The 17,180-nt window shown below is 69.0% G+C and carries 20 protein-coding genes and 1 pseudogene; 8 read left to right on the top strand and 13 right to left on the bottom strand.

From position 1 onward, the window contains the following. Window positions 1–59: 59 nt before the first annotated feature. From M1D46_RS02490 to trxA, 3 genes are all read left to right on the top strand, one after another. On the top strand, window positions 60–1,121 hold the full coding sequence (locus M1D46_RS02490; protein WP_324013292.1) for a LacI family DNA-binding transcriptional regulator: 1,062 nt from the start codon (window positions 60–62) through the stop codon (window positions 1,119–1,121). A gap of 74 nt (window positions 1,122–1,195) precedes the next feature. Next, window positions 1,196–2,164, top strand: a complete 969-nt coding sequence (trxB, locus tag M1D46_RS02485; protein ID WP_324013293.1) for a thioredoxin-disulfide reductase — start codon at window positions 1,196–1,198, stop codon at window positions 2,162–2,164. Window positions 2,165–2,226: 62 nt separating this feature from the next. After that, window positions 2,227–2,553 (top strand): thioredoxin, encoded by a 327-nt coding sequence (trxA, locus tag M1D46_RS02480; RefSeq protein WP_271172540.1) that lies wholly within the window; start codon window positions 2,227–2,229, stop codon window positions 2,551–2,553. 81 nt (window positions 2,554–2,634) lie between these two features. On the opposite strand, the gene M1D46_RS02475 is transcribed toward trxA, so the two are convergent. The 13 genes from M1D46_RS02475 to rpmH all read right to left on the bottom strand — a co-directional run bounded on the left by M1D46_RS02475 (window position 2,635) and on the right by rpmH (window position 12,009). Continuing rightward, window positions 2,635–2,988, bottom strand: a complete 354-nt coding sequence (locus M1D46_RS02475) for a tryptophan synthase subunit alpha (protein ID WP_324013296.1) — start codon at window positions 2,986–2,988, stop codon at window positions 2,635–2,637. Between the two features lie 155 nt (window positions 2,989–3,143). After that, on the bottom strand, window positions 3,144–3,401 hold the full coding sequence (locus M1D46_RS02470; protein WP_271172539.1) for a DUF7218 family protein: 258 nt from the start codon (window positions 3,399–3,401) through the stop codon (window positions 3,144–3,146). 14 nt (window positions 3,402–3,415) lie between these two features. Further along, entirely contained in the window at window positions 3,416–4,333 is a 918-nt protein-coding gene (locus M1D46_RS02465) for an SDR family oxidoreductase (RefSeq protein WP_282978370.1), read from the bottom strand. Between the two features lie 117 nt (window positions 4,334–4,450). Further along, window positions 4,451–4,849: a VOC family protein gene (locus M1D46_RS02460; RefSeq protein WP_456286496.1), complete on the bottom strand. Its 399-nt coding sequence runs from the start codon at window positions 4,847–4,849 to the stop codon at window positions 4,451–4,453. Between the two features lie 22 nt (window positions 4,850–4,871). Then, window positions 4,872–5,885 (bottom strand): ParB/RepB/Spo0J family partition protein, encoded by a 1,014-nt coding sequence (locus M1D46_RS02455; protein WP_324013300.1) that lies wholly within the window; start codon window positions 5,883–5,885, stop codon window positions 4,872–4,874. Continuing rightward, window positions 5,885–6,811 carry a ParA family protein gene (locus M1D46_RS02450; RefSeq protein ID WP_271172535.1) on the bottom strand — a complete coding sequence of 309 codons (927 nt, stop codon included), beginning with the start codon at window positions 6,809–6,811 and terminating at the stop codon, window positions 5,885–5,887. The genes M1D46_RS02455 and M1D46_RS02450 overlap by 1 nt, the downstream gene beginning before the upstream one ends. Window positions 6,812–8,057: 1,246 nt before the next feature. After that, window positions 8,058–8,873: a class I SAM-dependent methyltransferase gene (locus M1D46_RS02445; RefSeq protein ID WP_456286495.1), complete on the bottom strand. Its 816-nt coding sequence runs from the start codon at window positions 8,871–8,873 to the stop codon at window positions 8,058–8,060. A 77-nt stretch (window positions 8,874–8,950) separates the two neighbouring features. Further along, window positions 8,951–9,598, bottom strand: coding sequence for a 16S rRNA (guanine(527)-N(7))-methyltransferase RsmG (rsmG, locus tag M1D46_RS02440; protein WP_271172533.1), 648 nt, complete (start codon window positions 9,596–9,598; stop codon window positions 8,951–8,953). Beyond that, window positions 9,598–10,092 (bottom strand): Jag family protein, encoded by a 495-nt coding sequence (locus M1D46_RS02435; RefSeq protein WP_456286494.1) that lies wholly within the window; start codon window positions 10,090–10,092, stop codon window positions 9,598–9,600. The genes rsmG and M1D46_RS02435 overlap by 1 nt, the downstream gene beginning before the upstream one ends. Window positions 10,093–10,132: 40 nt before the next feature. Then, window positions 10,133–11,164, bottom strand: coding sequence for a membrane protein insertase YidC (gene yidC, locus M1D46_RS02430; protein ID WP_455969748.1), 1,032 nt, complete (start codon window positions 11,162–11,164; stop codon window positions 10,133–10,135). A gap of 5 nt (window positions 11,165–11,169) precedes the next feature. Beyond that, on the bottom strand, window positions 11,170–11,520 hold the full coding sequence (yidD, locus tag M1D46_RS02425) for a membrane protein insertion efficiency factor YidD (protein ID WP_271172530.1): 351 nt from the start codon (window positions 11,518–11,520) through the stop codon (window positions 11,170–11,172). Then, on the bottom strand, window positions 11,517–11,855 hold the full coding sequence (rnpA, locus tag M1D46_RS02420; protein ID WP_271172529.1) for a ribonuclease P protein component: 339 nt from the start codon (window positions 11,853–11,855) through the stop codon (window positions 11,517–11,519). The genes yidD and rnpA overlap by 4 nt, the downstream gene beginning before the upstream one ends. A 16-nt stretch (window positions 11,856–11,871) precedes the next feature. Continuing rightward, on the bottom strand, window positions 11,872–12,009 hold the full coding sequence (rpmH, locus tag M1D46_RS02415; RefSeq protein ID WP_156242570.1) for a 50S ribosomal protein L34: 138 nt from the start codon (window positions 12,007–12,009) through the stop codon (window positions 11,872–11,874). Window positions 12,010–12,267: 258 nt separating this feature from the next. On the opposite strand from rpmH, the pseudogene M1D46_RS02410 reads away from it, so the two are divergent. From M1D46_RS02410 to M1D46_RS02390, 5 genes and pseudogenes are all read left to right on the top strand, one after another. Beyond that, window positions 12,268–12,436: pseudogene (locus tag M1D46_RS02410) on the top strand (chromosomal replication initiator protein DnaA); the annotation flags it as partial. Next, the gene (dnaA, locus tag M1D46_RS02405; RefSeq protein WP_374727778.1) at window positions 12,409–13,668 is read left to right on the top strand and encodes a chromosomal replication initiator protein DnaA; all 1,260 of its coding nucleotides are present in this window, start codon (window positions 12,409–12,411) and stop codon (window positions 13,666–13,668) included. The pseudogene M1D46_RS02410 and the gene dnaA, both read left to right, overlap by 28 nt. A 515-nt stretch (window positions 13,669–14,183) precedes the next feature. After that, window positions 14,184–15,329 carry a DNA polymerase III subunit beta gene (dnaN, locus tag M1D46_RS02400; RefSeq protein WP_271172527.1) on the top strand — a complete coding sequence of 382 codons (1,146 nt, stop codon included), beginning with the start codon at window positions 14,184–14,186 and terminating at the stop codon, window positions 15,327–15,329. Window positions 15,330–15,444: 115 nt separating this feature from the next. Further along, window positions 15,445–16,629 (top strand): DNA replication/repair protein RecF, encoded by a 1,185-nt coding sequence (gene recF, locus M1D46_RS02395; RefSeq protein WP_282978357.1) that lies wholly within the window; start codon window positions 15,445–15,447, stop codon window positions 16,627–16,629. Next, complete coding sequence (locus M1D46_RS02390; RefSeq protein ID WP_271172525.1) at window positions 16,622–17,107, top strand: DUF721 domain-containing protein; 486 nt, start codon at window positions 16,622–16,624, stop codon at window positions 17,105–17,107. Before recF ends, M1D46_RS02390 begins: the two co-directional genes overlap by 8 nt. Window positions 17,108–17,180 lie beyond the last annotated feature (73 nt).

The following is a 17,180-nucleotide window of genomic DNA, read 5'->3' as shown; positions in this document are numbered from 1 at the left end:
ATCGTACGCGACATCGATGAGCGCGCAACTCGGCGGGGTCACGATACGGTTTCAGGACGATGGACGAAGACGCTTCCCCCCGCCCCCGGCGCCGACGCCGCACCTCCGAGGGACGCCGCGTGTCGATGGCCGATGTCGCGGCCCATGCCGGCGTCTCGGCGCAGACCGTCTCGCGCGTCGCGAACGGCTTCGGCGGGGTGCTCGACGAGACCCGCGAGCTGGTCATCGCGGCGATGGACGAGCTCGGCTACCGGCCCAACAGCGCGGCGCGCGCCCTCAAGCTCGGGTCCTTCCGGACGATCGGCGTGGTCTCCAGCACGCTGTCGACGATCGGCGACATCCGCACGATCGAGGCGATCGCCCACTCGGCTGCCGTCGAGGGGTACACGACCACGCTCATCCCGCTCCGCGCGCAGGCCGAGGGCGGCGTCAAGCGCGTGTACTCGCGGCTCCAGGAGCTCGCCGTCGACGCGCTCATCCTCAACATCGAGAAGCAGCTGCTGGATCGCGCGGAGACGCTCGTCCCGCCGGGGGTGCCGATCGTGCTCATGGACACGAGCGCGGATGACACCCATGTCGTGGTCGACACCGATCAGTTCGACGGCGCGCGCCAGGCGACCGAGCACCTGCTCTCGCTCGGACACCGCACGGTGTGGCATCTGACCGGCCCCGAGGAGTCGCATCCCGCGCAGCGCCGCGCGGACGGATGGCGGCAGACGCTCGAGCGCGCCGGGCGCGACGTGCCGCCGCTGCTCCGCGGCGACTGGTCGGCGCAGTCCGGCTACGAGATCGGGCGGACTCTCGCCGCGGATCCGTCGTGCACGGCCGTCTTCTGCGCGAACGATCAGATGGCGCTCGGCCTCTACCGTGCGCTGCGGGAGGCCGGGCGCCGCGTGCCCGACGACGTGAGCGTGGTGGGCTTCGACGACACGGCCGACGCGGTCGCGTACGACCCGCCGCTCACGTCCGTGCATCAGGACTTCGCGGACGCCGGTCGACGGGCCGTCGCGGCCGCTCTCGCTCAGCTGCGGACCGGAGCCGAGAGCCGACCGGGGGTCGACGTCGTGCCGACCGAGCTCGTCGTGCGCGAGAGCACCGCCCCGCCGGCGCGGCCATCCTGATACATTGACGAATATCTATGGAATACCGCGGACGTACCATGGGTTGAGTCATCCAGACACCTCAGGAGGCGCGCGTGCGACAGCTCATCATCATCGGATCAGGCCCGGCCGGATTCACGGCGGCGATCTACGCGGCGCGCGCGAACCTGCAGCCGCTTGTCGTGGCCAGCTCGGTCGAAGTGGGCGGCGAGCTCATGAACACGACCGAGGTCGAGAACTTCCCCGGGTTCCCCGAGGGCATCATGGGCCCCGAGCTCATGCAGAAGATGCAGGAGCAGGCTGAGCGCTTCGGCGCCGAGGTCCGCTATGACGACGTGACCGAGCTCGACCTCGCGGGCGATGTGAAGCGCGTCACGCTCGGCAGCGGCGCCGTGGAGGAGGCCCAGGCCGTCATCTTCGCCACGGGCTCCGCCTATCGCAAGCTCGGCGTGCCCGGCGAGGAGCGCCTGTCCGGTCACGGCGTCTCGTGGTGCGCGACCTGCGACGGATTCTTCTTCCGCGAGAAGGAGATCGCGGTCGTGGGCGGCGGCGACTCGGCGATGGAGGAGGCGACGTTCCTCACGAAGTTCGCGTCGAAGGTCTACGTGATCCACCGCCGCGACAGCCTCAAGGCCTCCAAGATCATGCAGGACCGCGCCTTCGCGAACGAGAAGATCGAGTTCGTGTGGAACGCCGAGGTCGCTGACGTGCGCGGTGAGTCGGCCGTGGAGGGCGTGACGCTGCGTGACACCGTCACCGGCGAGACCCGCGACCTCGCGCTCGACGGCCTGTTCGTGGCGATCGGCAACGATCCCCGCACGCACCTCGTCCACGACAAGCTCGAGCTGACGGCCGACGGCACGATCGCGGTCGACGGCCGCTCGTCGCGCACGTCCGCGCGCGGCGTGTTCGCCGCCGGCGACGTGATCGACCCGTCGTACCGTCAGGCGGTCACCGCGGCCGCGTCGGGCACGGTCGCCGCGCTCGACGCCGAGCACTTCCTCGCGTCGCTGGGCGACGCGGGAGAGCCGGCCCCGACCGAGGACCAGCTGGTCGAAGCCTGACCCGGGGAACATCGCACCGCCATCCGGTGTTCTCCCCCTTAGCTGCTGAACAAGGAGATCCCATGAGCAACGTCAAGGCCACTTCGTCGGCCACTTTCGAGCAGGATGTGCTCCAGGCCGACGGCCCGGTGCTGGTCGACTTCTGGGCCGCCTGGTGCGGTCCGTGCCGCATGGTCGCGCCCGTCCTGGACGAGATCCAGGCCGAGAACCCCGACAAGATCACCATCCTCAAGCTCAACGTCGACGAGAACCCCGACCTCGCGATGAAGTACCAGATCACGTCGATCCCGGCGATGAAGGTCTTCCAGAACGGCGAGGTCGCCTCGACCATCATCGGCGCCAAGCCGAAGTTCGCGCTCGAGCAGGATCTCGCCCCCTACCTGGGCTGAGACTCCGCGCAGGAGCGACTCCTGCGCCGCGTGCACCTCGAAGCCGTCCTGCGGATCCGTCCGCAGGGCGGCTTCGCCGTGTCAGCCGCGATCCACGACCCGGACGACGGCGTCCCAGCGGCGATGGGTGTTCTCCTGGCCGATGAGCCGCCAGACGGCCTTCGTGAGCTCGGGGTACTCGGCCGCGATGAGCCGCAGCACGCGCTGATTGCGCGCGTGCGTGGGCCGCAGGCCGCCATCCGCCTCGATGTGCTCAGCCCGGAGCGTGAAGACGACGAGCTCGTCGACCGTGGGGAGGTCCTCCATGAAGTCCCAGGGATCCTCGCCCTCGCGCAGCCGCTCGTGGATGAGGGCCGCGAGCTCGTCGGCCGCCTCGGCGCGCAGCACCTCGACGCTCGCGCGGCGGCGGGGGAGGGATTCGGCGGGCAGCTCCACCCGTCAAGCGTACGCGCGTGCACGCGCACGAGGGCCGCGCGCACCCCATTCCGCCCGCGCTCTCCCGCGCTTCCCGACTCTGCATGTCTCACTCGACGAGGGATCCGGGTCCGGATGGCCTCGCCGAGTGAGACATGGAGCGGCCGCGGGGCGGCTCAGTGGTTGCGAAGCCGGTCGATGAGCTCGCCCTTGCGGAGCTTGGAGTACCCCTCGATTCCGAGCTCCTTCGCGCGCTTCTTCAGCTCCGGCACCGTGCGCTCCTCGTAGTCCTCCGCCTTGCCGCCGCGCTTGCCGACCGAGCTCCGGCCGTCTCGCGCGGCCGCGTTCGCGATGCGTGCGGCCTTCTCGGCCGACGCACCGTCCTCGCGGAGCTCCTCGTAGAGCTTCTCGTCCTTGATCCTCGGATTGGGCATCTGCGTGCCTCCTCTCAGAAGGGGCGGCCCCCGGTGACCGGGATGACCGCACCGGTGACATACGTCGCCTCGTCGCTCGCGAGGTACACGTAGGCGCCCGCGAGCTCGGCCGGCTGGCCCGCCCGGCCGAGCGGGGTGTCCGAGCCGAAGGTCTTCACCTTGTCGGCGGGGAAGCCCGTCGCGGGGATCAGCGGCGTCCAGATGGGGCCAGGAGCGACCGCATTGACCCGGATGCCCTTCTCGGCCAGCTCCTGCGCCAGAGCCTGCGCATAGGCCACGAGAGCGGCCTTGCTCATGGCGTAGTCGAGCAGCCCGGGGGAGGGCTCGGACGCCTGGATCGACGTCGTGACGATGATCGAGCCGCCCGCCGGCATGTGCGGCACGGCCTCGCGGGCCAGCACGATGGCGGAGACGAGGTTCGTGTGGAACACGCGCTCGATCTCCGACACCTGCATCGACTCGATGCCGTCGCGCTGCTTCTGGTAGGCGGCGTTGGGAATGAGGATGTCGATGCCGCCGAGGGCCTCGCGCGCCGCGCGCACGAGCTCGACCGTCTGCTGCTCGGAGGTGAGGTCGACGGCGAATGTCGCGCAGACGCGGCCCTCCGCCTCGACGAGACGCCGCGTCTCGGCTGCGTCGGCCTCCTCCTCGGGAAGGTGCGCGATCGCGACATCCGCGCCCTCTCGCGCGTACGCGAGCGCGACCGCGCGGCCGATGCCCGAGTCGCCGCCCGTGATGAGCGCCTTGCGCCCGATCAGGCGGCCTCGACCGACCCAGCTCGACTCGCCGTGGTCGGGCTCGGGGGTCATCTCCTCGGTCAGCCCCGGCTGCGTCTCCTGCTCCTGCTCGGGGAAGGGGCCCCCGTCCTTCGCGTCACGGGGGTCCTGCCCGCTCTGCGCTCCGCTCGTGCCTGCGTTCTCGGTCGTCTCCATGGGGCTTCGTCCTCCCGGCTCGGTGTCTCGACAGGTCGTGCGGTTTCGACGTTACGAATCCGTGACCCTGCTCGAAACCCCTTGACGGTCGTGCGGCGCATGCCCTACGGACAGCGCTCAGGCCCCGCGGTAGCCGATCAGCCAGCGCAGCCCGTGCGCATCCACGACGATCCCGTCCCAGTCGCCCCAGGAGCGCCTCTCGAGCGGCGAGACGATGGTTCCCCCCTCGGCCAGCGCATCGAACCAGCGGTGCAGCGTAGCCGCGTCAGATCGCCCCAGGAGCGACAGCATGACCCCGGTCAGCGCGACCCCGTCCTCGTCCGCGCCGGCGTCCGCGCCCTGAAGCGAGACGGGCCCGAGGAGATCGCCGTGCGCGATGTCGTCGGCAGGGCCGTCGGTGCGATCGAACTCGCCGTACGTGTGGAGTTCGAGCTCACCGCCGAACACAGCGCGATAGTGCTCCAGTGCCTCTCGGCAGGTGCCGGGGAAGAGGATGTACGGCGTGGGCGCGGTCATGCGACCACGCTAGCCGCCGCCGTCACTCGCCGTAAGCGGTCTCGCCGATCTCCTCGAGCATCCGATTGAGGTCCTGGATCGAAGCGAAATCGATTGTGACCTGGCCTTTTCTCGCCGTCAGCTTGATCCGGACCTTTGTGCTCAGCCGGTCGCCGAGTCGTGTCGCCACTTCATCGAGGTAGGCGCGCCGCGCTCCGCCCTGAGGGCGGGGAGTGCGCTGGGGCGCTGCGGTCCCGGCTGCGGCGATCTGCTTGGCCGCTGCCTCGGCAGCGCGGACGGACAGATCCTCGTTGACGATCTTGTCCGCGAGCTGCTGCATCTGCTCCTCGGTCTCGAGGGAGAGGATGGCGCGCGCGTGGCCGGCGCTGAGCACGCCCGCCGCCACTCGCTGCTGCACGGGCACCGGCAGCCGGAGGAGACGGATGGTGTTGCTGATCTGGGGGCGCGAGCGCCCGATCCGAGTCGCGAGCTTCTCTTGCGTGATCCCGAAGTCCTCGAGGAGCTGCTGGTACGCGGACGCCTCTTCGAGCGGATTCAGCTGCGACCGGTGGAGGTTCTCCAGCAGGGCGTCGCGCAGGAGGTCCTCATCCGCCGTGTCGCGGATGATCGCCGGGATCTCGGTCAGTCCCGCCTCTCGCGACGCTCGCGTGCGGCGCTCGCCCATGATGAGCTCGTACGTCCCGTCGCCCTTGTCGCGCACGACGACCGGCTGCAGGACGCCGAACTCCTTCACACTGTGGACGAGCTCGGCGAGATCGTCGGGGTCGAAGTTCGTGCGCGGCTGACGCGGGTTGGGGACGATCGCCTTCGGGTCGATGTGCACGAGGCGCGCGCCCGGGACCTCGACGAGCTCTTCGCCCGACGCGGGGGAGGCCTCCTCCTTCGACGCACGCTTCCGGGGCGACGTCTCGCCGGCGCTCGAGCCCTTGGTCTTCGTCGACGACGGGAAGAAGACGTCGACGGGACGCTCGTCGCTCAGCTCCGAGGTCGGAATGAGCGCTCCGATGCCGCGACCCAGGCCAGTACGTTTCGCCATCAGGATTCCCCTTCCTTCGCGTCCGCGCTTCCGCGTCGCACGATCTCGAGCGCGGCCTCGCGGTACGCGATCGCACCTGCGGAGTTGCCGTCGTATGTGATGACCGTCTGCCCGAAGCTCGGTGCCTCGGAGACGCGCACGGAGCGCGGAATGACGGTGTCGAGCACCTCGCCCGTGAAGTGCCCTCGCACCTCGTCGGCGACCTGCTGAGACAGACGCGTGCGCGCGTCGAACATGGTGAGAAGGATGGTCGACAGACGCAGGCGCGGATTGAGGTGCTTCTGGATCATCTTCACGTTCCCGAGGAGCTGGCTCAGTCCCTCGAGCGCGTAGTACTCGCACTGAATCGGGAGGAACACCTCGGTCGCTGCCGTGAATGCGTTGATCGTGAGGAGCCCGAGCGAGGGAGGGCAGTCGATCAGGACGAAGTCGAGACGCTCCTCGCGATCCTCGAGGTACTCCGCCAGCGCGGTCTTCAGCCGCTGCTCACGGGCGACCTGCGTGACCAGCTCGATCTCGGCGCCGGCGAGGTGGATGTTGCTCGGTGCACACACCAGCGTCTCGCCCTCAGGGCTCTGCTGGACGACATCCTTCAGCGGAACGTCGTCGATCAGGACGTCGTAGATGCTCGGGCTCTCGGCGTTGTGGGGGACACCGAGCGCCGTCGACGCGTTCCCCTGCGGATCGAGGTCGATCACGAGGACACGACCACCCAGCGAGGCGATCGCGGCAGCGATGTTCACTGTCGTCGTGGTCTTGCCGACCCCGCCCTTCTGGTTCGAGATCGTCATGATCCGAGTGGGGCCGGTGAACGACACCTCGACGTCCGCAAGCGCGCGGCGACGGGCTGTGAGGTCGGCCAGCTCCCGCGCGATCGGACTGTCGTCAGGCTCCGTGATGTTGCCGGACTGTTTCACGTGAAACACTCATCCCTTCGCCGCGAGCAGACGCTCTCCACTCTAACGGGCGATACGCCGCCACGCCTGCAGGGGCACCCAGGTAGAGGCTGGGTGTTGGTGCCGGCGGGATGTTTCACGTGAAACGTCGCGTCGATCACGGCGCCGCCGCACTGCCGGTCCGGTTCTCGCGCCGCGGCCCGCAGCGTTTCACGTGAAACATCGCGCGCAGCAATGCCGCACTCGAACCTCAGAGCGGCGGCACGAGCCATCGAGCCCATGCAATAGAGATGGGCGCGGGGTGGCTCGGCGTGTTGCAGAGCGGCGAGCTCGGGCTCCGCTCGAAGTTGCGGTCCGAAGCGGTCGGCCGTCCCCGTGTTTCACGTGAAACGTCCCGACCGGGCTGATCTCGAGCGCCCGGTCTACCCGACCGCATCTCCGGAGTCGATGCAGGGCGAGCGGAGGGCCCAACGTCGCCACCGCGGGGGAGACCGACGGGCAGAAGGCATCGAGGAACGTCCCGCATCGAATCACGGAGACGACCGCGTTGCACCGGATCTGACGAGTGAGATTCGTGCAGAGCGCGGGTGCGGCCCGGGAACGGGCGGGCAGCGCCCACGACCAAGCGGGCCTCCACATCGACGTCTCGTCGCTCTCCCAGATCTCTCACGCTGCCGAGTCCGAGGCGTCGCTTCCGTCTTCAAGGTGCCGCCCACACGGACCAACATGGCTCTGTTTCACGTGAAACCCCTCGCGATCCTCACAACGCGCCATCTCCTCCGGACATACGCGCCTCGGGACGGCATGGGGCGCGACAGCTCGCGCGACACCCGCTGGCCGCGACCGCGGTCGCCGCGCTCCGCAATGTTTCACGTGAAACGCGTCATCTCCTCGTCTTCGGTGTCGAGTGGTGTGCGCGTGCGGGCGAGCGCCGGTACGCCCGGGTCACTGCGCCGGTCGAGACGCAATGCGCTCCGATCCTCGTGATCGTCTGATCCGGGCGCGTACTCGCGGTGAACCGGAAGATCCAGATTCATCGATGTCGCGCACGGCCACTCCCGCGCCCGTGAGTCCGTATCGGCAGCGCCCGACAAGACCGCCGGCCGCCCACCCAGGAGCAATCCCGCGAAGCAGCGGTGCGATCCGCGAGGGGCCGCGGCGTTTCACGTGAAACGCCACACGAACCCGGTGCACACACGCAACCGATCCAGCCACTCCCGAAGGGGTTTCACGTGAAACGCATCTGCACCCAGGACCACGCCGCGTGCGCAGCGACTCACACCTCGTGCGGTCTCGACGCGATGCCGAGAAGGTGCGGTGACAGGTCCGGGCCATACGGACTCGCCTCCAGGCGCTTCGCAAGCACGTCCCCGGCCGCGACCACCTCCTCGTCCGGCGCCATCAGTTCGAGACCCATCCCGCCGGGACCTTCCAGCCCCACGACCTCCACGTCGACGAAGCCGGCCTCCGAAAGCTCGTGGGAGAGCTCCGCAGCCGTGTGATGATGGCCACCCGGAAAGCGCCCCGCGGCGGGCTCCAGCGAACCCGCAGTGGTTCCGATCTCGAGCAGCACGCGCACCTCATCCGCGGGCAGATCGCGGAATCCACGAGCCAGCACCGTCTTGGTCAGTGCAGAGAGGCGAGAGATCGCTCCCGCGAACACGACTCCACCCGGGCGCAGGACGCGGAGCGCCTCAGTCAACGCGCGCAGCCGATCGGCCCGATCCTGCAGGTGGTAGAGCGGCCCGAGCATGATCACCGCGTCCGCGCTCGCGTCGACGTCTTCCAGAGAACGTGCATCCCCGACCACAGCCCTCACCCCGAGGATGCGGGCAGCGACGTCGACCTGGGCAGGCACCGGATCGACCAGGGTCACGGCATGCCCGTCGGCAACCAGCCAGCGCGCATGCGTGCCGGTCCCCCCGCCGACGTCCAGCACGGTCGACGCGGGCTGCAGCCGGGCGCGGACCAGCGACTGAACACGGAGGAACTCAAGTCGACCCGCCGCCGATCGCGAGGACAGGCGCTCGCCCTCGTCGAAATGCTCCCCGTAGTACGCGCGGATGCGTTCGTCGCGCTCGCGTTGATCCATGCTCCGAGGCTACCGAGAGGCGGCGCACGGAACCATCACCGGTCGTGCGACGAAGGGAACCCCAGATCAGTGGGCAATTACGCGCGGACGAGAGCGCGCACGACTCGCGTGGGCTCGGAGATCGTGCCCTCGCCGACCATCTCGACGCGGACATCCGAGAGCTTGTACTTCCGGATGGCCTTCGCCGCGGCATCGATCTCGTTCGGAGCGCTCTGCCCCTTGAGGAGGATCAGCTCTCCGCCGTCGCGCACGAGCGGAGCAGTCCAGGGGATGAGCGTCCTCAGCGCCGACACCGCGCGTGCCGTGACGGCGTCGAGCACACCCTCCCAGCGCCCCGCCTCTTCGGCGCGTGCGCGTTCGACCACGACGTTGTCGAGGCCGAGCGCCGCGACCTGCTCGTTGAGCCAGGTCGTGCGACGCTCCATCGGCTCGATGAGCACCCACTGCACATCCGGCCGCGCGATCGCGAGCACGAGCCCCGGCAGACCGGCACCCGACCCCACGTCGCCGACGCGTCCGCCCTCGGGGAAGAGGGGCGCCGTCACGGCGGAGTTGAGGATGTGGCGCGACCACAGGCGCGGAACCTCGAGGGGGCCGATCAGCCCGCGCTCCTCGCCGTGCTCGGCGAGCGCCTGCGTGTACGTGCGCGCCAGATCGATCCGATCTCCGAAGAGCGCGGCCGCCTCGGCGGGCTCGGCCTCGAGGCCAGCGGGGGAGGAGACCATCAGCCGCGGCGGATGACCGTGTGGCGGTCGGATCCCTCGCCGTACGACTCCGAGACGAGACCGCGGTCCGCAGCGATGTCGTGCACGAGCTTGCGCTCGTACGACGACATCGACGGAAGGGACGCCTGCGTGGCCCCCTCCTCGAGCTTCGCGACGGCCGCGTCGACGAGCGTCTCGAGCTGTCGACGGCGGACGTCGCGCGAGCCGCCGATGTCCAGGATGAGCCGCGAGAAGGCGCCGGTCTCGCTCTGCACCGCGAGCCGGGTGAGCTCCTGCAGAGCCTGCACGGTGTCCGGGTGCGAGATCACGCGCAGCGACGCGTCGTCCGACTCGACCGACACGTACGCGCGCCCCTGGCGCACGTCGAGCGTGAGGTCGCCGTCGATGTCGGCGATATCGAGAAGGCCCTCGAGGAAGTCGGCGGCGACGTCGCCCTCGCGCTCGAGGTCGGCCTCGGTGGGGGCGTCGGCCGCGGTGGCGGGCTGCGTGTTCATGGCGTCCATTCTCGTGTGGCCGGTCCGGGCGGAGGGGGCGTCAGCTCGACGCGCCGTCGGGCCGCTGCTGCTTCTTCGCGCGCTTGGCGCTCATGGGCTGCTGGCGCTTGGGCTGCTTCGCGCGGGCCTCCTCGGCCTTGCGCAGCAGCTCCTGCTGCTCGGCCTCGTACTCGGCCATCGTGACGACCTTGCCCTGGCTGTTGATCGCCTTGCCCTTGCGGGCGAGACGCGCCTCGCGCTCCTTCGCGGCATCCGAGCCGGGCGTCGGGAGCTCGCGGATCACGAGGAACTGCTGGCACATGGTCCAGAGGTTGTTGAAGAACCAGTACGAGACGACGCCCAGCGGGAAGAAGACGCCCGAGAAGATCATCGCGAACGGGATGATGTAGAGCATGATGCGCTGCATCTGGTACGCCTGGCCCGTCTTGGCCTCGGGCGAGAGGTTCTTCGAGACGATCTGCAGCTGCGTGAAGAACTGCGTCGCGATCATCAGCGCGACCATGATCACGAGGATGATCGTGGTGCCGACCCAGCCGTCGGGGCGGTGCTGGATGGCGTCGACGAGCGTCTCGCTCAGCGGGGCGATGTCGAACAGCTTCGCGTTGTTGAACTGCTGCGTGAGCTCCGGCGACAGCAGGCCGACGCCGCCCTTGTTCGCTGCCGCGTGCGCCTTGATGTCGTACAGCGTGTAGTACAGCGAGAAGAAGACCGGCATCTGAACGAGCAGAGGCAGGCAGCTCGACACCGGCGTCGTGCCGTGCTTCTTGTACAGCGCCATGGTCTCGCGGCTCATCGCCTCGCGAGAGAGCTGATCGCGCTTGCCCCGGTACTTCTCCTGGATCTTCTTCATCTCAGGAGCGATTTCCATCATCTTGCGCTGGCTCTTGATCTGCTTCACGAAGAGCGGGATCAGAGCCGTGCGCACGATGACGACGACGCCGGCGATCGAGAGGACCCAGGTGAGTCCGCCGTCCACCGGCATGCCGAAGAAGGTCAGGACGGCGTGCCAGCCGACGAGGATCATTTCGATGACCCAGCGGATGGGCCAGAGGATGATTCCGAGGAAGTCCACGGAGGTCAGTCCTTTCGTAGCGGCACGACGAAGCCGTGACGGGTGAGGTCGTAGCGGAAGCGCGGGTGCGGCGTCACGTCGTCTTCGCCGCCCGCAGCCCACGGGTGGCACCGGGCGATGCGCATCGCCGCCAGTCCCGATCCTTTCACGAGACCGTGCTGCTGCACGGCCGTCACCGCGTATGCGGAGCAGGAGGGGTAGTACTTGCAGACGTCGCCGTAGAGGTGCGAGATCGTCGCGCGATATCCATGCAGGAGCACGAGGCCGGCGTTGCGCGGCAGCAGCGGGAGCGCCCGAACGGCGTCGGATACGCGAAACCGCGCCGACCCTGTGGCCGACGCGGGCAGCACGCTCATGCCGCCGCCTTGCGCGCGAGGCAGCGCGTCACCTCGGAGCGGAGCTCCTGGAAGGTGGCGTCGGCCGCCGAGGGCAGGGCGCGGATGACGACATCGGCCCCCGGTCGCACGTCCGGAAGCGCCTCCGCGCACACCGCCTTGAGGCGGCGGCGCACGGTGTTCCGGGTGACGGCGTTGCCGACGGCCTTGCTGACGATGAATCCGAACCGCGGCGCGCGCTCCTCGAAGGAGTGCACGACGTGCGTCACGGTCGACGCACCGGCGCATCGAGAGCCTCGACGCACGACCTTGCGATAGTCGGCGCCGAGGACCAGGCGATGCGGCCTCGCGAGCACGGACTCGTCGTCGGGATTACGCCGAGAGCTCGACGCGACCCTTGCCGCGACGTGCGGCGAGGATGGCGCGGCCGGCGCGGGTGCGCATACGAGCGCGGAAGCCGTGCTTCTTGGCACGACGGCGGTTGTTGGGCTGGAAAGTGCGCTTGCTCATGGAATCACTCCGGAGGGATGGTCACCGGAATCATGTGACCGGAGACGAGAGTTGGTGGAGCCCGGAAGGGCATAAGTCAACCGATTTAGAGTACGCCGACCGAGGGCGATCCTGCAAATGAGGCGGACAACCTGACAGTATCTCCACAGTGTCGGATCCGCGCCCGCAGGAACACGCGAGCGCGCGCCAAGACGGAGTTTGCCGTTCGCCATCCATCCACTAGCGTGTCACGAAGTTATCCACAGGCTAGGGGAGGCCATGAGCGCGCACGAGATCCCGGACGTCCCCGTCTGGCGCACGGTGCTGGCGGAGCTGGCCAGCGACGATCGGATCACTCCTCTTCTCGAGGGATACCTGAGTCTCGCCGTCCCTCAGGGCGTCATGGGGGGCACCCTCTACATCGACGTGCCGAACGATCTGACGGCCGCCCAGATCAACAAGCGCATGCGCGAGCCGATCATGGAGGCGCTCGAGCGCATCGGCGCCGACGCCAAGTCGTTCCGCGTGTCGGTGAATCCCGAGCTCACCGAGGCGTCCTTCGACGCGCCCGCGCCGCCGGTCCCCGTGGAGGCTCCGCAGCGCCCTGTCGCATCGACGTCCGCGTCGGCGCCGCCGCAGAGCAGGTCGCGGGAGGACACCCGCCTCAACCCGAAGTACACCTTCGACAACTTCGTCATCGGCCAGTCGAACAGGTTCGCGCACGCCGCGGCCGTCGCCGTCGCCGAGGCACCGGCCAAGGCGTACAACCCGCTCTTCATCTACGGCGACTCGGGCCTGGGCAAGACGCACCTCCTCCACGCGATCGGCGACTACGCGCTCAACCTCTATCCGGGCGTCCGCGTGCGCTACGTCTCGAGCGAGGAGTTCACGAACGACTTCATCAACTCGATCGCGAACAACCGCGGCGCCGCCTTCAACGCGCGGTACCGCGAGGTCGACATCCTGCTGATCGACGACATCCAGTTCCTGCAGGGCAAGGCAGAGACGCAGGAGACGTTCTTCCACACCTTCAACACGCTGCATGACCACGACAAGCAGGTGGTCATCACGAGCGACGTCGCGCCCAAGCTCCTCACGGGCTTCGAGGACCGCATGCGCAGCCGCTTCGAATGGGGCCTCATCACGGATGTCCAGGCACCCGATCTCGAGACGCGCGTCGCGATCCTGCGGAAGAAGGGGCAGGCCGAGCGCCTCGACATCCCCGACGACGTGATCGAGTACATCGCGTCGAACGTCTCCACGAACATCCGCGAGCTCGAGGGCGCCCTCATCCGCGTCTCGGCGTTCGCGAGCCTCAACAGGTCGCCCGTCTCCCTCGAGCTCGCCCAGACCGTGCTGCGCGACATCGTCGACCAGTCCGAGGACACCGTCGTGTCGCCGAACGACATCATCAGCGTGACCGCCGGCTACTTCAAGCTCACCGCCGACGATCTGCACGGCTCGAGCCGCGCCCAGTCCGTCGCGCAGGCCCGTCAGATCGCCATGTACCTCTGCCGCGAGCGCACGAGCCTCTCGCTCCCCAAGATCGGGCAGCTCTTCGGAGGACGCGATCACACGACGGTGATGTACGCGTACCGCAAGATCAACGAGCTCATGAAGGAGAAGCGCTCGGTCTACAACCAGGTGCAGGAGATCACCACGCAGCTCGGGCGGCGCTGACCCGCCCTTCCCGCACGAGGGCTCGGAACCACGCGTTCCGGGCCCTCGTCGGCGTCTGCCGGACAATACGGCCTCGATCGGGACATGCGCTTTCCGTCACCTGTACGCCGCGTGACGTATGCCTGAACGCGCTCTTGACGCAGGGCGCGTCGACCCCCTATAACAAGTTCTCCCCATGTGAAAACTCCTGTGGATAACTGGGGAGACACGCCTCGGACGGTGTGGAGGACACGCCACGGATGTGTGGAACCGCCTGTGACAGCGGCTCGGCGGCCATCCGAGCCGTCCACGACGCGTCCGCAGCTCCTCCACAAGTCACACACATGTCGTTCCCTACTCCCGCCTCGCATCCACAGAGTTATCCACACTGTCCACAGCGGTTAACACGGTTAAGAGATCTCTTGTCGGAAAGGGCCTCCGATGACCTTCTCGACGGACGGTCGAACGCGGGGCACTAGCATGGGAGACCCGTGGGCCAAGAGCGCCCGTTGTTGTGATTCCGAGGGGAGCGACACGTGAAGTTCCACGTGAACCGCGACGTCTTCAGCGAGGCCGTCTCATTCGTCGTCAAGCTGCTGCCGCAGCGCAACCCTCAGCCGATCCTGGCGGGCGTCCTCATCGAGGCGAACGGCGACGGCAGCCTCGCCCTCTCGGCGTTCGACTACGAGGCGTCGGCGCGCACGACGATCGAGGCCACGGTCGACGAGCCGGGCACGATCCTCGTGCACGGCCGACTGCTCTCCGACATCGCGAGCCGCCTGCCGAACCAGCCGATCCAGATCTCGACCGAGGACGACGGCAACATCGCGCTGACGTGCGGCTCCGCGAGCTTCGCCCTCGCGTCGATGCCGGTTGAGGAATACCCGGCGATCCCGGAGGTCACGGGCGAGTCGGGCCTCGTTCCCGGCGACGACTTCGCGACCGCGATCTCGCAGGTCGCGTTCGCCGCGTCGCGCGACGACGTGACCCCCGTCCTCACCGGCGTGCAGCTCGAGGTCTCGGGCACGGGCCTGAGCCTCGTCGCCACGGACCGGTACCGCGTCGCGCTCCGCGACATCCCGTGGGACGGCAGCCAGCAGGAGGCGACGGCGCTCGTGCCGGCGCGCACGCTGCAGGAGGTCGGCAAGACCTTCTCCCACGGCGGCAACATCTCGATCGCGTTCTCCGGGTCGGGCGACCGCGAGATCATCGCCTTCACGGCCGGCAACAAGACGGTGACGTCGCTGCTCATCAAGGGCAACTTCCCGCCGGTCCGCCGTCTGTTCCCCGCGCAGACCGAGCACTACGCGGTGGTGAGCACCGCCGACCTCGCGGAGGCCGTGCGCCGCGTGTCGCTCGTGCTCGACCGCTCGGCGCCGCTGCGCTTCACGTTCTCGACCTCGCAGGTCACTATGGATGCCTCGGGCGGCGACCAGGCCCGCGCGTCCGAGTCGGTCGACGCGCACCTCACGGGCGGCGACGAGGTCACCCTCGGGCTCAACCCGCAGTACCTGCTCGAGGCGCTCGGCGCGGTGAAGAGCGAGTTCGTGCGGGTGACGTTCACGTCGAGCGACAACGCGAACAAGCTGAGCCCGATCCTCATCACGAGCCAGACGTCGGTCGACCAGGCGGGTCAGGACTCGTTCAAGTACCTGCTCCAGCCGAACCTGCTGCTGAGGTAGGGCCCCGGCGCGGGCCGCGCGCCGCTGATCGGTCGTTGAGCGAGCGGAGCGAGACGAAACGTCGCGACACGACGTCCTGGATCGCCTCCGCGCATCTCGGAAGGAGGTCGAGGACATGATCGTCGAGCACCTCAGCCTCGTCGACTTCCGCAACTACGCAGAGGCCGAGCTCGCCCTGCAGCCGGGGCCGAACGTCCTCGTCGGACGGAACGGCCAGGGCAAGACCAATCTCGCCGAGGCGATCGCGTATCTCGCGACGCTCGGCTCGCACCGGGTGTCGTCGGATGCCCCGCTCGTGCGCGAGGGGAAGGACGCGGCGTTCGTCCGCGCGCGCCTCGCACACGGCGCCCGTCGGGTGACCCTCGAGCTCCAGATCAACAAGCAGGGATCGAACCGCGCCCGCGTGAGCGGCTCTCCCGTGCGCACCTCCGAGCTGCCGCGCTACGCGCAGGCCGTGCTCTTCGCCCCCGAGGACCTGCAGATCGTGCGCGGCGACCCCTCGCAGCGTCGTCGTTTCGCCGATCAGCTGCTTATCCAGCGCACGCCGCGCATGGCCGGCGTCATCGCCGACTACGAGCGGACCCTGCGGCAGCGCACCGCGCTGCTGAAGTCCGCGCGGGCGCGCGGCCTCAAGGGGGCGCAGCTGTCGACGCTCGACGTGTGGGATGACAAGCTCGTGGCGCTGGGCTCGCAGCTCATCGACGCGCGCGTGCGCCTCGCGCAGGATCTCGCCGAGCCCGTCGCCGCGGCCTACGCGGGGGTGGCGGGCGAGGACCATCGCCCCGAGCTCAGCTGGGTGCTCTCCGTCCGCGGCGCGGATCCCGAGGAGGGGGATGAGCTGCCCGCCGGCGCGGACGAGGGCTCGACCGAGGAGCTCTTCCGGTCCGCGCTCGCGGCGCGCCGCGCGCAGGAGCTCGACCGCGGGCTGACCCTCGTCGGTCCGCATCGGGACGACCTCCTGCTCACGGTTCGCGGCCTCCCCGTGAAGGGCTACGCGTCGCACGGCGAGTCGTGGTCGGTCGCGCTCGCCCTGCGCCTCGCGTCGGCCGAGCTGCTGCGCGCCGAGTCTCAGGGCGGCGACCCCATCCTCATCCTCGACGACGTGTTCGCCGAGCTCGATGCCGACCGCCGCCGGCGCCTGGCCGACGTGGTCGCCGACTTCGAGCAGGTGCTCGTCACCGCGGCCGTCGCCGCCGACGTGCCCGAGCCGCTGCGTGCGAACGCCGTGCGCATCGAGGCCGGAGCCGTCCTCGGGCCGCTCGCGGACCATCCGCTCTCTCCGGAGCCCTCGGATGGCTGAGCCCGAGGTCCCCGAGACGATCGCGACCTACCTGCGGCTGCGCGGGCTCGAGCCCAGCAAGAGGTATCGCAAGAAGCGGCGGATCGTCGACGACGACGATGAGAACGCGCCGTTCGCGCCGGGGCGCGACCCGAAGCCGCTGGGAGAGGCGCTCGACGTGCTCACCCGATCGAGCGGATGGGAGCCGCACCTCCAGCGCGAGGACCTCGCCCTGAACTGGGAGGAGATCGCCGGGCCCGACAACGCCGCGCACTCCCGGATCGAGACCTTCTCGAACGGCGTCGTCGTCGTGCGGTGCGACTCGACGCCGCGCAGCAAGCAGATGCATCTCATGCGCGCGCACTTCCTCACGCGGGTCGTGCAGCTGTACCCCGAGGCGGGCGTCACCGACATCCGCTTCTTCGGGCCCGACGTGCCCTCCTGGAATCACGGCATCAGGCGCGTTCCAGGGCGCGGCCCGCGCGATACCTACGGCTAGCACGGGTCGGATCGTAGGCTGCCTGTTTTTCTCGCGTGAGACGGGCGGTGACGGCCGCGGCCGAGCGCTCGGG

Source organism: Microbacterium sp. JZ70 (assembly GCF_053903225.1).
The sequence above is the reverse complement of the archived record's forward strand: the minus strand, read 5'-3'. Positions and strand labels throughout refer to the sequence as shown.

Excerpts from the sequence above, each read along its gene's own strand:
- M1D46_RS02435 (WP_456286494.1), bottom strand. The coding sequence starts at position 10,092 with ATGAACACGCAGCCCGCCACCGCGGCCGACGCCCCCACCGAGGCCGAC.
- rpmH (WP_156242570.1), bottom strand. The coding sequence starts at position 12,009 with ATGAGCAAGCGCACTTTCCAGCCCAACAACCGCCGTCGTGCCAAGAAG.
- rsmG (WP_271172533.1), bottom strand. The coding sequence starts at position 9,598 with ATGGTCTCCTCCCCCGCTGGCCTCGAGGCCGAGCCCGCCGAGGCGGCC.
- trxA (WP_271172540.1), top strand. The coding sequence starts at position 2,227 with ATGAGCAACGTCAAGGCCACTTCGTCGGCCACTTTCGAGCAGGATGTG.
- M1D46_RS02465 (WP_282978370.1), bottom strand. The coding sequence starts at position 4,333 with ATGGAGACGACCGAGAACGCAGGCACGAGCGGAGCGCAGAGCGGGCAG.
- M1D46_RS02490 (WP_324013292.1), top strand. The coding sequence starts at position 60 with ATGGACGAAGACGCTTCCCCCCGCCCCCGGCGCCGACGCCGCACCTCC.
- M1D46_RS02445 (WP_456286495.1), bottom strand. The coding sequence starts at position 8,873 with ATGGATCAACGCGAGCGCGACGAACGCATCCGCGCGTACTACGGGGAG.
- M1D46_RS02455 (WP_324013300.1), bottom strand. The coding sequence starts at position 5,885 with ATGGCGAAACGTACTGGCCTGGGTCGCGGCATCGGAGCGCTCATTCCG.
- yidD (WP_271172530.1), bottom strand. The coding sequence starts at position 11,520 with ATGAGCGTGCTGCCCGCGTCGGCCACAGGGTCGGCGCGGTTTCGCGTA.
- M1D46_RS02460 (WP_456286496.1), bottom strand. The coding sequence starts at position 4,849 with ATGACCGCGCCCACGCCGTACATCCTCTTCCCCGGCACCTGCCGAGAG.
- M1D46_RS02390 (WP_271172525.1), top strand. The coding sequence starts at position 16,622 with ATGGCTGAGCCCGAGGTCCCCGAGACGATCGCGACCTACCTGCGGCTG.
- recF (WP_282978357.1), top strand. The coding sequence starts at position 15,445 with ATGATCGTCGAGCACCTCAGCCTCGTCGACTTCCGCAACTACGCAGAG.
- M1D46_RS02470 (WP_271172539.1), bottom strand. The coding sequence starts at position 3,401 with ATGCCCAATCCGAGGATCAAGGACGAGAAGCTCTACGAGGAGCTCCGC.